This is a genomic window from Affinundibacterium macrobrachii (assembly GCF_014652415.1).
GTDB classification, from domain to species: Bacteria; Pseudomonadota; Gammaproteobacteria; order Burkholderiales; family Burkholderiaceae_D; genus Undibacterium; species Undibacterium macrobrachii.
Window position 1 is genome coordinate 454172 of the sequence record NZ_BMYT01000001.1, and the last position, 14583, is coordinate 468754.

General features: G+C 49.0%; 13 protein-coding genes. All 13 read right to left on the reverse strand.

What is annotated here, in order from left to right:
- Positions 1-3: 3 nt before the first annotated feature.
- The 13 genes from IE103_RS02095 to IE103_RS02155 all read right to left on the reverse strand — a co-directional run bounded on the left by IE103_RS02095 (position 4) and on the right by IE103_RS02155 (position 14553).
- Positions 4-594, reverse strand: a complete 591-nt coding sequence (locus IE103_RS02095) for a DUF4376 domain-containing protein (RefSeq protein WP_189344348.1) — start codon at positions 592-594, stop codon at positions 4-6.
- Positions 594-2276 (reverse strand): hypothetical protein, encoded by a 1683-nt coding sequence (locus IE103_RS02100; RefSeq protein WP_189344349.1) that lies wholly within the window; start codon positions 2274-2276, stop codon positions 594-596. The genes IE103_RS02095 and IE103_RS02100 overlap by 1 nt, the downstream gene beginning before the upstream one ends.
- Positions 2276-3283 (reverse strand): hypothetical protein, encoded by a 1008-nt coding sequence (locus tag IE103_RS02105; RefSeq protein WP_189344350.1) that lies wholly within the window; start codon positions 3281-3283, stop codon positions 2276-2278. Before IE103_RS02105 ends, IE103_RS02100 begins: the two co-directional genes overlap by 1 nt.
- Positions 3280-8061: a hypothetical protein gene (locus tag IE103_RS02110; protein ID WP_189344351.1), complete on the reverse strand. Its 4782-nt coding sequence runs from the start codon at positions 8059-8061 to the stop codon at positions 3280-3282. Before IE103_RS02110 ends, IE103_RS02105 begins: the two co-directional genes overlap by 4 nt.
- The gene (locus IE103_RS02115) at positions 8058-8393 is read right to left on the reverse strand and encodes a DUF1799 domain-containing protein (RefSeq protein ID WP_189344352.1); all 336 of its coding nucleotides are present in this window, start codon (positions 8391-8393) and stop codon (positions 8058-8060) included. The genes IE103_RS02110 and IE103_RS02115 overlap by 4 nt, the downstream gene beginning before the upstream one ends.
- A 17-nt stretch (positions 8394-8410) precedes the next feature.
- Positions 8411-8725, reverse strand: coding sequence for a phage tail assembly chaperone (locus tag IE103_RS02120; RefSeq protein ID WP_189344353.1), 315 nt, complete (start codon positions 8723-8725; stop codon positions 8411-8413).
- A 97-nt stretch (positions 8726-8822) separates the two neighbouring features.
- Positions 8823-9467 (reverse strand): phage tail tube protein, encoded by a 645-nt coding sequence (locus IE103_RS02125; RefSeq protein WP_189344354.1) that lies wholly within the window; start codon positions 9465-9467, stop codon positions 8823-8825.
- 34 nt (positions 9468-9501) lie between these two features.
- Positions 9502-9951, reverse strand: coding sequence for a hypothetical protein (locus IE103_RS02130; RefSeq protein ID WP_189344355.1), 450 nt, complete (start codon positions 9949-9951; stop codon positions 9502-9504).
- Positions 9952-9953: 2 nt separating this feature from the next.
- Complete coding sequence (locus IE103_RS02135; RefSeq protein ID WP_189344356.1) at positions 9954-10226, reverse strand: head-tail joining protein; 273 nt, start codon at positions 10224-10226, stop codon at positions 9954-9956.
- A 2-nt stretch (positions 10227-10228) separates the two neighbouring features.
- Entirely contained in the window at positions 10229-12046 is a 1818-nt protein-coding gene (locus tag IE103_RS02140) for a phage major capsid protein (RefSeq protein ID WP_189344357.1), read from the reverse strand.
- A 60-nt stretch (positions 12047-12106) separates the two neighbouring features.
- Positions 12107-13597, reverse strand: coding sequence for a phage portal protein (locus IE103_RS02145; protein WP_189344358.1), 1491 nt, complete (start codon positions 13595-13597; stop codon positions 12107-12109).
- The gene (locus IE103_RS02150) at positions 13594-14148 is read right to left on the reverse strand and encodes a hypothetical protein (protein WP_189344359.1); all 555 of its coding nucleotides are present in this window, start codon (positions 14146-14148) and stop codon (positions 13594-13596) included. Before IE103_RS02150 ends, IE103_RS02145 begins: the two co-directional genes overlap by 4 nt.
- A gap of 57 nt (positions 14149-14205) precedes the next feature.
- On the reverse strand, positions 14206-14553 hold the full coding sequence (locus IE103_RS02155; protein ID WP_189344360.1) for a hypothetical protein: 348 nt from the start codon (positions 14551-14553) through the stop codon (positions 14206-14208).
- Between the last annotated feature and the right edge of the window lie 30 nt (positions 14554-14583).

Sequence of the window (14583 nt, forward strand, 5' to 3'; positions counted from 1 at the left end):
TTATCACCATGTAATAGCGTTAATCTGAGCTTCTGTCGTTGCTGCTTCGAGTTGCGCTTTCAGCATTTGCGCATGCGTAAAATTGGTTAATCCTTGGTTAAACAAGGCGCTGTGAAATTGCTTCCATGTGTCGACGTCAGGAATTTCCACATAGACGGAATTGACCATAGTTTTCCAACCACCGACCCAGTTCACAGGCATTGCGCCTTGATTTGTGATCTCACCATTCGTGACAATGATGTCGATCTTTGACATGAGATCCGCTGCTATGTGATGCCCCTCATACGTAAAGCTGGTCTCATTCGCATGCAAACGCCATTCGTTGATTTGCTTATTTTTCGCAGCTTTGAGTGGTGCAAGATCAATTACTGGCTCAACCCACGCGGGGTCAACGATCAGCACACCACCTTGGACTTTATATTTTCGCTGGGCAAAGTTAGCTATTTCGCTGGCTTGTAAAACATAGCTATTTGAAGACGAGTAGCACAGAAATAATTCGTCGCCACATTGCGCAAAAGATTCCGACAGAATTGGCGCATCATCACCGCACCAGATAGCCAATTGACTCGAAGACTCTATTAAATAATGTTTCATTAAATCACCACCTTTGCACCTTGGCGCGAGAAATTGACTTTGCTACCGCCAACATTGAGACGATTTGTGTTCGCCAACGTGACTGCTCCGTTTGATTTGTAACGTGTATTTGTGCCGTCTTGGCCATCAGAAATGCCGATGACATTGCCCGACTTGATATGCGCGAATTTGATGTTGCTGTTTGACGCTCGCCAAACCAGTGAGAAACCGTTTTGACCGGACGGTATGATGTTGATCAGCCCGTAAGAATTTGCAGTAACCAGCTCATCAAACAAGATGCCCGAATCATGTACTCGACCAGACACATCGAAACGCACCCAACGCGGGTACTCAGACGATGCACTGTTTGGCGCAAAAACACCTAAATAAGTACCGTCGCCAAGAACCTCAAGCGAAGCCATCTGCAAAGCGCTACCTGAGTTTTGTGGCTCTGTTGGAGTAATGTACTGTATGTTATTGCCAGCGTTGTATCCATTAATAGTTGTGGTTGAATTGTGAGCTGAAATACTTAAACTTAAACGGTTTGACGCTAAATAGGCTGAAGCGACTGTACTACCGCTCGCAGCAATTTTTTGCCCGCTCACAGCAGGAATCGCAACATCATTAGCATAGTCACCTGCTCCGTTATAATGTCTAGCTAACGATGATGTACCTAGGCTTACAATAATGAATCCACCAGACGTAGGTTGCTCGCACACATCCAATGCGACAGTTGCCGTGGTACCAGTCGCGGTTGGGTTTTTTGCAACCACACCAGTATTTGTATATAAGGCGTATTTAGTGCCTGCGGAAATTGCGTAAACTACTGCAAAACCTCCACCGGTCAACGCGTCAACTGCTGGACGAGTCTCAGCGTTTGCGGCCTCGATTACTGTCTCAGCCACTACCTGCGCCCCGGTTGGAGACACAATCTTAAAAGTTGAGTACCCTGTAGTCAGCGCAGCAAATACAAACACGATGTTACCATTTGACAACGTAGCAGCACGGACTTGCCCGCTACTCTGATTGTTGCTTGATACTATTATTGGCGCAACTACCGTCGCACCGGCTCGGTCTACTACCACCATATAGATATTGTTACCAGCAACCGACCAAAACACAGCAACATTATTACTCGCAAGCTTAACAGCACACACTGATGTCGCCGTGACTGCTTGGATGATTGCGGTTGTGATAGCTGCTACAGATTGACTATTACCCGAGTCATCTTCTGCAAGTAGATTGCCAGCAGCTACTACCTCGCCCGTTGTGATTGTGATTTTCTGAAAATCAGCTACATCAAAGAACACAGACCAATTTGCAAACGTACCACTACCACCGAAGCCTTGAACAGCCCCGACTAGCGCACCTGTACTACTGTTAAATTCAGTAATACGCAGCTTCATATAGTTATTTGGATTTGCTGTACTAGCGACGTTAATTAGCATGCCAACGGCATAGCCCTTACCAGCAGCTACCGTCAAAGATTTTGACGTGCCAACAGCTGTGATCGTCAAACTAGTAGTGCTGCTTGATGTAACACCTAGCAATGACGCATTGAGCGCAGCATTCATCTCTTCGGAAACATCGCCAAATTTAGAGGCGTTTTCTGTCAGCCAGCCCAGCCAATCTGTCATTTGCGTTTCGAAATCCGGTGTATAAGGCACCGGATTTGCTGGTGGATTTGGGATCACTGTTGTCATTAGATTAGTCCTGTTACGTCAATTGAAATCTCGCAATCACGTTGATGCTTCCAGAGCATTCGGTACTTGATGCGGGCATATAGAATGAGTGAATCCTTTTGACCATCCCCACCGATCACGATGCAAGGGCGACCTAGAATCGCTAGCAGTTTTTCGGCGATGTAATCCCAGCGATCAATCTTGAAGATCGCTTGCGTCTGAAACTCGTTGACGGTGAATTCATAGTCAATGTGGATCAATCCATCTTTGTCTTTGGTCACTTGCGAGTAATCGATGGGCGCTAACGTGAGACCTGTTAGCTCAGGGCCGACATCTAACTTTTTACCAACCGCACATACGCCAAGCTCAACAACATCACCTGGATAATCAAGTGTGATTTCGACGATCACCGAACCGGCTACAGGCACATTTAACTCAGACAATGCCTTGCGCAACTGACGCTCTGCGAAGCAATATTCTTCAATCGTTTGGATCACCGAGTGATTTGCGAAATCGTAGGTTTTATCAAAAATCACTAGCGCGCCTTTTTTGACTTTGATGTTGCCAGTCTTGGCACGCATCTTGATGAGTGTGATCGAGTTGACGAATTTTGAGTTGAACGAGACGGTTAAATTCTCTGCGCGCGAGGTCACAGTGTTGGATTCGCCATCAAACATGGCATAGCGATTGGCAGCTTCTACTTTTGACCAGTACGCTGGATTATCAGCGGGGGCTTTACCAATATTGGGTGTTTGCATTGATATGTAGATATAACCCGCATCAATCGTGAGCACATCTTTTGGATAGTCAAAAGTCAGATCGAAATCCGCTTGCTTCCACCATGTGGGGCTAGTATCTGGTTGATGCCCCACATTAGATGCTTGCAGCGAGGAATAGACGATTCCGGCAAAGCCGCGCAGACCGCCCACTGGATACGTCGTTCCAGCGTCGTACACATCGGTGTAATCGACCGCGTTAGTTGCGATAATGTCTGAAAGCGACACTTGATTGATCTCAGTCACAATCATGCTGTCACCCCTGTGGTTGGCAAGTTTTTACGCGCAGCTTCTGTTCTTGCACCTTGCAATTCCAACAGTTGCGAACGCATGATCGAAAACTGTTTATCAAAGCGATCGCTGATCGTCTTTTCTAGTTCTTTAATTGCCGCCACTTGCGGAGCGCTTGCATCACGCTCTGCATAACGGCTCAACAATTGCGAGTCTGCAAGCACACGGCTAAAGCCGTAATTTGCTTCTGCACGGCTTGAGTAGTTTTCTCTTGATGCCAGCTGAGCGCCTAGACTTTGAAATTGGCTAATCGCATTGGCATCACCCGCCATTGCACCGATCTTTGCCTGATCATATTGGCGCATGACTTCTTGCATACGCGCAGCATCTGACAGCGTGGTTTTCGACTTATCGATCAACAAGCTATCGGCAAAGCTTGTCATCGATTCGCGCAAGGTACCCATTGTTTTTGCAAGTAAGCTACTCTCAGACTCGACACCCTTGAACATATCTAGACTGACACTAAACAAGTCTTGATACTGCGCTTGATCGATAGTGCCTTTGTTGAGCGCATCAGAGATACGCAAGAAGCCAGCTTCAAACGAGTTTGGATCAAACTGCTTGACGCCCTCAATCAACAATGAATAATCGCGCAATTGCGTCGATGATGCACCACTGAATGCGGCTTTTTCTGCCAATTCTTTTGCCGCTTGGGCAGCGGATTGCGTCGTCAACACTTGCGCAGCGATCTTTGCGGATTGCGCTACCAATTCGGCATTAGCATCACCACCCGCTGCATTGGCAGATAGACTAAATACATCACTGACTGAGGTAAAACGACCAATAGCAGAGGTCACCAGCGCCAAGGGCTCTGCTGCTTTTTCCGCAGCTGCGTTCAAGCGTTCAACTGATAAGCCGATCTGATCAAAGTAAAAACCGATACTGTCGATACCTGCTTGTTTGATTGCCTCGTTGAGTAAATCTTGCGATTTGACGTTGTCTTTTAAAATCGCGTTTGCATCAGCCAATGCAGTGGCATATTGATCTTGCGTAACGATGCCAAGCCGCAGCATTTCATTTGCTGAGCTTAAACTGCGTCGATACGCTGACTGCAGATCTGTTTGAAATTGCAAATCTTCTTGCGCTGCGATGATCGACGTAATGCCCTTGCCGCGCGAGGTGTATTGATCTAGACGTATGCCGGCAATACTTGCGTCGATGAAGTCAGAAAACACGTATCCAACTGTCTCACTGACTTGGTTACGCGCATTGGCTGGCAAGGAACGACGTAGTTCGTTTTCGAATTCACGATCTTTTGTGAAATCGAACAAGCTCGATAAAACGCTAGTAATGTCTTCTACATTGATTGCATCGGCACTGGCTTGGTTAGCCAAATCAATCGCTAGTTTTGCGCGTTGGCGAATGATCTGAGAGTTAAACCCAGCGGCATTAAATTGACCTGCCGATACATACGTCGACATATCAATCGGATTTAAACCATAGTTATCCGACATGATGTCGCCAACTCTGCCAGAGCGCAAACGGCCTTGCAGATTATCGTCATACGCTTTTTGCGCTTCGATTCTGGCGGCTTCTTGCGTTGCCTTGGCTTGGGCTTCCAGTGCTTGGGTTGCAGCGATTGCGGCTGATTCAATGCGACGTTGCGCAAGGTATTGGCCATCGAGTGCCGTAGCTACCGACATCGCAGAATTCATAAAAATCGGCAATCCTGTCGACAGCGAATCTACGCCATCAAAGACACTGGCAAATGCATCACTCAACTTGAACAAGGACGCCAGCTGCTCTGGTGAACCCGTTTTGCTTACCTCTTCGACTAGCGCACGATACCCATCACGTGAGCTTGGCAACACGAGATTTTGTTTTTCTAGTTCTGCTGTGAGCGACTTGATGACATTGGCGTTGCGCTCTTCTTGCGTGTAGAAATTTTGGTAGTAAGACGATGTGACATTTTTAAACGCATCGATACCACCGACCAACTCAGTAAAGTTAGCCGCTGCGCTATACCCCGCGGTACCAATGTCATAAAGCTTGAGACCGAGATCACCAAATGCTTGATTGACTGTGCCAAAGCTGAGTGCAACGCGTGCCAGTGTAACGGATGCCGTCTCGTTCTCTTTGGCTAACTCTTGCACCGCTGGCAGCAGATCGGCAGCGATTGAATCGGCAATTGTGCCGAAGGTTTTTTGAATCGCTGCTTGCGTTTCTTCTTGTGTTTTACCCAGCGTGAGGCTGAGCGCATCAGCACGTGAAGCAATTGAATCGGCATTTAAGCCAAGTGCTTTGGCATAATCCGCAGACACTGCTTTAACCGACGCATACGTGTCGTTTAGCATCGTCAGCAACGCTTTATCACTTTGCAGGCTGGCTGCATCGGTGTAGGCCTTGCCGTCTTGGATTGCTGTTGAGTCTTTTAGTCCGTATGACCACACGCCAGAACGACTAGAACGGAATAATCCACCGTCTTGCGTCCATGATTGGTTGCGCATGAGGTTGTCGGTACCGAGCGTGCCCGTGACAGTTTGACCGCCTAGCTCTTTCTCTTTCATGCCGAATAGGCGTGGGGCGAACCCTAATAAGGCACCCTGATTTGCTGAAAGCCCACCTAGTCGATAATCACCGTTGACGTTCTTGGAGATCGCTAATGCAGCAGCTGCTGCGGCCGCATACGGCATGGCCGTAGCGATAGACGATAACCCCGATGACAAGGTACTAGAAATGCTAGTTCCCAGCGTGGATTGAATACTGTTACCGATTGAAAGTCCAAGCGACGACGTCAAACCACTGCCTGCACCAGCACCTTGCAAGCCACCCGCCAATGAACCTAGAAATCCATTCCCGAGCGTACCCGCTGCAGTAAAGCCCTCATACAGTGATTTACCCGCAGAGATTAGACTTGTTGGATCACCTAAGATATTGCCCGATTGACCTGCACTTGCTGGCCCTACTGCTCCAAAGCCTAAAATGCCGGTTGTGATAACCTGCGCAGTGATCTTGATTGCATTGGTTTTGAATAGGTTAACAATGCTATCGCGCATGGATACGCCAAAGCCTTTGCCATCTTCAAAACCACGGAACAAGGAGTCACTTAAACCTTCGTATAAACTATCTGTGAATTTTTGCGATTCATCTTGTAACTTTTCAAAATCGCGCTTGGCTTGCTCTGCTAGCTGACCATCACGCTCAATGGTTTGTTCTTTTTTACTTCCTTCACGTTTGAGATTGGCAAGCTTGCGCAGCTCTTCTGCCTCTTCGCGCAAGATCGCGATTTGCCGCGTATCGATGCCGATCTCTTCCAGCATTTGCGCATTGCGCTCTTTGCCCGCTGCAGTATCTTCTAGCTTGGTAGCTGCGAGCTCGGCTAAGGCTTCTTTGCTTAGGCCTAAGTTGTCGTTGTATTCTTGCTGGGCATCGACTTGGGATTTGAGCGAATCAATATTGTTGTACATGGCATCCATGTACTTTTTTTGCTCGTCTGCCATGCTTTTGGCGATACCATCCCAACGCTCTGTCTCTTTGATGAGCGATTTTTGGGCTTCGATATCAACTAGCTTGGCCTTGACCAAATCAAGCTGGCGACCTTTAATTCCAAGCAATGACGCTTCGTAAAGTTTGTTTTGTTCTGTTGTTTTACCTAAGGTTTGACGCTCTTTTTCTAATGCCGCGATAAATGATGTGCGAGCCTTGATCGCACGCTCAGCCTCAGCTTTGCCAAGACCATCACCAGCACCGATAAAACCTGAGATCGCATCGGAGGATGGCTTACCATTAGACTTTTGCCCGGGCTGTGTCGCTGGCAACTCAGCAACTTCTTTAGCTGTTTGTTTGGCGACCTTGCCCACATTCATAATGCGGGCTTCCCACTGATCGAAAGTTTCGCGCGCTTTGGCAGCGTCTTCTTTCATTGCTTCGCCAATGGCGATCGCTTGCTTCCATTCACCAGTCGATAAAGCGCTAATTTGCGCTGCGACACCACCTAACTCGGTACCGACACCTTTGAAGACATAAGCAATATTGCCACCGATGACAATCAATGCTCGAAAAGTCTCAGTGATAGGATTAAATGCAACCGCAGCATCCGCAGCCTCTTGCGAAGTGTCGGAAAGGCTGGTTGTGACTTCATTGAGTAGCGGGAGCAAATCTGCACCTAGCCGCGCTGCCGCCCCGCCCAATGCCGTTTGCATCTCTGCCAAGCTGTCATTAAAGGCATCGGAACTATCGGCAAAGTCTTGGGTCATGCCAGAGAGCTTAGTACCCTTCTCGACCATCTCACCGATAGCGTCGCCACCCTCTGCAAGCAAAGGCGCAGCGCCCTGCCATGCCTTGCCTAATGCCTCTGCACCGAATGCGGCTTTTTGCTGCGGGTCTTGGATTGAGTTGTAGACATCGGCAAGTTGCTTGAATGCCTCAAGCGGTTCTTTGGCAGTGATGCCGATTTTTGCGAACTTGTCTGCATCTTTGCCGATGTTGACAGATAGCTTGTTGATCGACTGTGCGATGCTATCGAGATTGCCGCCCGACTGGCGGGCTGCCAAATCCAAACCTGCTAATTGCTCGACCGCGATGGACGTGGATTTGCTGAGATCATTGAGGTTATCGGCAGCATCGATTGCGCCCTTAACCCAAGTCGCTAATGCACCCGCTGATAAGCCAGCGGCTAAACCGCCTAATGCGCCCTTTGCAGAATCGCCAAGCGAGTCAAACGTGTCGGCAACCGATTGAATATCGGACTTGGCACTACCGGCTCCGTCGACTCTTAGTTTAATCTTGGCTTCGCTCATCGTTCACCTTGTTCTTGCTTGAGTTTGTTTCGCTCTTCGAGCCACGCTGCTTCCATTGTGCGAATGTCTTTGAACAGATTTGTCCATCGCTTTTTGGGAATGCAGTTGAGTTCGAATACGGTTTTTACTGCTTGATAATCCAAACCTGTGGGGCCATTAATACCGACGCGCCATTGCGTTTGAAGATCAAAAAACACATTTAAACTGAGCCAGTTTTCTGCAAGCACCCATTGCCCCGACTCTTTTTGCTCTACAAAAAGCGCCTGCATATTCCCTTTGATGCCTAGCCGACTGAACATGGTGTCGTCGACTTTGGGAACGCCGCGCACCATGGCGCGGACGCAGGCTTTTAGTTTTTTGTTTTTACGCCCAGCAGTTCTTTAATGTAGGCGTCATAAAACTGACGACCACTTGCTGGGTAGTTCTTTAAGACTTTGGCGAGACTTTGTTTGTTAAATTCTTCGCTTGCGCCTTTCCAATCGTTGATGATTTCCATCAGGGCATCGATTGGCTCTTTCTCAACAATGGTTTGCGTCTGAAAAACTTTTAATTCATCGGCATCTAAGTGGTTGTATTGCACGTCAATCATTGCGGGGTCTTTTTGACCTGGTACGCTGATGGCGGCTTGTGCCCAAAATTTTGGGGATGGATCGATTTGGAACATGGTTGGCCTATTGAGTTGTTATGGTTGTGAAGTAGTTTTAAAAAGACCCTCTCAGCGTGCGAACACAACCGAGAGGGAAATGGCTACCGCTGGAAAATTAAGATGCGTAAACCGTTGGGACGTTTTGCGCTTCGATCGTGAGCTTGGTTTGCACCACGCCTTGCGCTTGACCTGTTGGCACACCCGCTGCTGATGCATAACCTGTCAAGAGCATCTTTGCACCCGTACCAAAGCGCAGACGCACCGCACGCATGGTTTTGGATTTGTATGCCTTGTTGAGCTCCATAAATGCCGGATCAGACAAATCAAAGATCGAATCGATACCGAATGACAATGGCGATGTGATGGTTGGCGCACGCTTGCGTGTGTTGTCATGAATCGTAGTCAAATCAGCGTATTCAGGCTCACCACCGGATACGTTGATGTTTTGCGCAGTTGTCATGGATGCGCCAAAGGTAATGACTTGGATGCTGCCACTAACGAATGTGCTGTACAGCGTGCTGTCTTCGCCTTCTAACTCAAACGTCTTTGGACCTGTTAAGACATTCGCGACACGGAAGATACGATCTGAGATTTCAAACATACCTGTCGCTTTGACGACGACGTAATCACCCACTAATGGCGCAGTCGCACCACTATAGGTGCAGACCGCTGTTGTCGCTTTTGAGACTGCTGTGATAGGGATTGCTGCTGCTAATCCGGTTTGTACGTCGATACCGACGTTACTCCAAAAAATTGCCATGATGGTTCCTTTATACGTAAATTGCGTTCAGTGTTTATGCGAGAGCGTCAGGAGTGCCGCCCTTGGTGTAGTAAGCTGCTAGCCATTGCTGGCGGACTTCAAATAAAACGGTGGCGCCTGATCCGTCTTTGTTGACGGTGCTTCCGCGCAGACGCAGGGATATTGCTTTGCCGTTGAGTGGCGGTGCGGGCGTGAGAAAAGCCGCTTCAATTTGACCTGCCAAATTGCGTGCTGCTTTGCCGTAACCGGCACCAGATACGATGCAAGACGTTGAGAAGCTAAATTGGCGCTGCTGAAACACTGGATGGCCAACTGTCTCATCGCTGACATCTTCATCACCTCCTTCCACATGAATCGCTGGCAGATCGGCTTCGAGTAGTTCGTCAACATGGTCTAGATAGACATGCGACCCCGCTGCGGTTGCTGCTGCGATGAGGATTGCTTGCGCGGCTTCGAGGATTTGCTGTTGACAATGATCTGCCATGCTTAGCCCCTTAGCTGCAATGTGGTGAGACCCGTACCGTCTGGCTCTACGCCTGTGACGCTATAGGTCTTGGCATTAATGACGATGGATGCACCTTGCTTGAGATTGGGAATGTCTTTATCCATCACCAATGCACAAGGACCAGTTGATTCCACCATCCCCATGAGTGCGCCGATGTAGGCTTTGTCGAAGATCACGGCAATCGTCGCCACCCCCAGCGTGGCTGGCACGCTGAAGTCGGTGAAGAATGCGGTGTGATCTTCGTTGAAAGCCATGATTACAGCGCGTCCACCATGGTTGCGAAGGATTCGGCATTGCGGATGGCGATATCGACATCTTGCAATGCAACGACACGCACCGTGCCAGCTGTTGAACCTGTGTAAGGATCAACCATCAGATCTAACGTGCCCCACATACCAATGATCAAGTCGGCAAAGTTACCGAAGATGATCGCAGAGCAAATCCCGTTGCTTGTGCCTTTGGTCAAATTGCTTGGTACACCGTTCGTGATACCAGCTTGGTAGCCGTTGACTGGCGTATTACCCATATCCCAGATTGGCGCACCGTTTGTGCCAGAGAATTTTTGCGTGGACTTCAAGCGACCGCGCATTTTTGCGTTGGTCAAGTAACCCATCGAACCAACATCCGCATTCGCAATCGCTACAGCCGATTCCAAGTCGATAATGTTTTGATAGGTTGGTGCTAAGCCGTTGGTACCACCGATGACCGTCGAGGTAATTGCAGTCAACAAACCTGTTGGTTGATTAGACGCACCCGAACCATTAATGGCCGCTTGCTGGATTGCCAAACCTAAGACAGTTGCTAAGTCGGTTTGCACCATGGACTCAACATCAATTGAAGATTGCAACAAGAGACGACGGCTGATGTCAGTAAATGCGCCAACTGTTTTTGGCGACATGGCGACTTGACCGATTGTTTGTTGCGATTCTGTCGGCGATGTATTTTCAGCGACCCAGTAGGCGGTCGCTGCACCAGTTTGTTTTGGGATTGCGACTTGGCCTGTTAAACCCGCCAAGGTACGCACGCCCAAGCCCGTTAAGACCATGGCATTGCGCAAGGCAGAGATAAAATCACCTGCCAACAAATTAGTGGCAACTGTATTACCGCCAGCCGTTGGCGTACCTGCCACTAAGTCACGCTTTTGCACATCAAATGGCAAAAACAAACCACGTGAGGATTTACCCATTTTGGCGGCAACCGCGTCGGAGCATTCACGCTCAAATTGCGCTGCACGCTGTGCGTTCGCGTCAGTTGGATTAGCAAGTGCATTAAGGACGCGCATGACGCTGTAGCTGCGCACTTCTTTATCGCTCATGCCGATATCGGCAGTTGGCACTGGCTTGTTGGAAATTGACTTGATCGCCAATTCTTGGAATTGTTCAACTGTGTGACCAGCTTGAATGGATTTCATTGCAAGCTCTGCACCACCTGGAATCGTTGCTGCGATTTTGGAGATTTCTGCTGCGTGATTACGCTGTGCAGGCACCTCGATTTTTTGTTCTGTGACTGTGTCCATTTTGGCTCTTTCATTTTGGATTGGAGGCGTGACCGCATCTGGCGCGGTCATGCTGCGACCGACGCCCACGGTGGGGTCTGCTGGGATTGATACGAGGGAAACTTCGAATGGCTCCCAGTCTGTGACGCGATAGGTATCCAACCCATCTTTAGTCCCGACCAGTTGCGCTGCGTGGATCATGTAACCTACCGAGACGTTGCGACGGATACCGTCTTTGACGTCTTGGTAGATTTCTTCTGCTTTGGCGCTCTTTCCAAAACGCACTACCGCACGGGCAACCCTGTCCGCGCCGATTTCAACAGATTCGATAACCCCGACCACGTCGTCGGGGCAATGTTCTAATAGGAGATTTGCGCCTGAGTACAAGCGTTGTTGACGCATCGCATTAGCGGTGCATTCGAGGATTTCGACTCCCCAGTAACGCTCGTATGGCGTTTCGCTTGCAAAGGCTAATGTGACGGTGCGGGTCTCATCGTCGATCAGCGCACGTTCAACAACGAAGCTGCGTTGCAGTTTTGCGCCCGGTTGAATTTCTGCCCGTAATTGCGTTTTGTCCATGGTGCTATTGGACTGCGGAACTAGTGAAATTTTTAAGGCGAAAATTTCACTAGTTTTGAATTATTTTTTTGGCTGATTTTCTGCGGGCGTAGTGACTTGATGCGCTTGCACTGCGCCCGGTGTTGCCTCGTATGCAGTAAGCGTGATGCCAAGTTGTTTGGCGAGATCTTGCGCGGCTTTGATTTGGTTGAGCGTATCCGCGAAGTCTTGTCCCATTTGAGCAGAGATCACTTGTGGTGAAATGAGCCCAGCGCGAACCGAGAGAATCTTGGCTTCCATATCACCTTTTGGGTCGACCCATTCCCATCGGCGGCCTTGCCACTCATGCGCCTGGAACTTGGTATATTTTGCAGCTGGCAAGGGGCTACCGTTAGGCATCACAATTGCACCTGACATGAGGGCCATTTTTAGCCATGCGTTGTATACTGGATCGAGAAATGCGGTGATAAACCACGCTTGATCTGCCGCCCAACGATCACGTTCTTCAATCACGCCAGAACGAATACTGGAGTAATTGACACCATCTAGATCATTAGCGAGGGCGTGGTAGGCAATGCGCCAACCGCTTGCGATACGCTGCAAGGTTGTTTTGACGAATGGACCAAATACTTCATTGGGATATTTGCTTTCATGCGGCTGGAAGGTCACACCAGCTGGCAAGGTATCGTATGTACCGGGCTGACTGGTGGTGATATTTTCTGTCCCGTTTTCCATCGCACCAATTGGTGCTCCACCATCTGGTGTCGTAAAGAAGCCAAAGTGGTTTGCGCCATGCTCTGCTGCGAGTAAGGCCGCCAACTTGAAACTACCGAGGTGGTGCAGCGATAACATGCCAGGTGCCATCCATGGGATGCCGCGCAACTGCTCTGCGCGCTCTACTTTGAATTTGTGCAGTAATTCGTCTATTGCCACTCTGACGCGCTGGCGACTGCTTTGCTCACCATCCATCGGATGCGCTGCGAAAAGATGCAAGGCAACTGGACGACGATAGGCATTGACCTCCACCCCCATGATGACAGCGTTGGTGTTGGCAGTAGCTGCGCAGTTGAAATTGGTATCGATGCGATCTACGTCGATGACTTGTAGCGCAAAATTGAATTTGTTGTTGGCATCGGCACCCATGACCATGCGCACTAAGAACTCACCATCGGATGGCAGGCCACCAACGAGGTTTTCGCATAGATCGCGGAAGCTGAGATTGCCTGTGATATCGCATTGTGACGACCACTCGCGCCATGCTTTTTCGATGGCGGCATTGGCTAAGTTATCTGGCTTGCCGGGTGAATCTTCGACGCGCACTTGGAGCATGAAGCCTTCGGGGCCGACGATATTGTTTTCGACCATGCCGCGAAACTTGCGTGCATAATCGTTGTTATTAATGAGATCACGCCCACGCGAACGGAGCTTATCCAAATCAGAACGCAGCTCTTGATTGATACTGGCGTTGGTCGTAAGCCAATCGCTTGTTAGGCGATCAATGCGGGCTGCTTGAAATTTGCGTTGTGCAATTGGCGCAATGAGTTTATTGAGCGCACGTTTGATGATATTCATGATCCGAATCTCACAAAAATCTTACGTGGATCGGACAGGCCTTTACTGATGCGCTCTGCTGCTTGTTCTTGACGAACGATGCCGCGGTAGAAGTCACGCAGCTTGAGCAACTCAACTGGGTTGATGTACTTTAGCTTGCGGCCTGCAATCTCATATTCTGCTACTGCGCTACTTGCACGGCCTTCGATAGTTGATTCAATCGCTTCAAGCGTTTTGACCGCGTGGCTGCGATTGTCGAATGTAGTTTGGCTGGCAAATGAAGGGTTGACAGTAATGTTGCCGCTATCAACCGTGTAGACTTCTGCTGCCTTGCTGACGCGCGATTGCCATGCGTATGTGCCTGCATTCCACTCCGCACTGGTTGCTGCTGTGACTTGTACGAGATGGTCTGCACCAGATGCCGTTGCATCGACAGTAATCTTGTGGGTTGCGTTGATAAGGGTGTAAGTGAGCTGCCATCCTGCGCTAGCAGGATAGTCGGCTAGTGACTTTGTCCAAGAGACAGTGTCACCAGCATTAACAGAGGTTGGTTCGGTTGGTAGTGGGCTCATATTGGCAGCAATGGTGCTGCCAATTGGGTGAAATGGTTAAGGCGAAGATTTCACCTATTATGTGTAAGCATCTTTGATAGCTCTTTGCAGTCTTTCAACTAGCTGAAGTACATCAGATTTCTCCCACACTGCAAAGAGCTGATCAGCATCAAATAACCCATCACGAACTTCACAATCAAGGTCAAGCTTTACACTCGTTCCATTTTGCGCAGCACCAAAGAGAACATCGCCAAACTCATCAGAATCGTTAGCATCCACTGCATCAGCAATTTGCTGCACGTAAAAATCCTTGCCGCAGACCGTCGAGCCTTTTATTTCCAGATCGCCAAAAATACAAGGCTCATACTTTGAAAATACTGTCCCCTTCGGAAGATCAAGAAAATCGGCTCTATTCACTATCCTCATGTTTATCTCCCAATCTCAGTGTGTATTCTT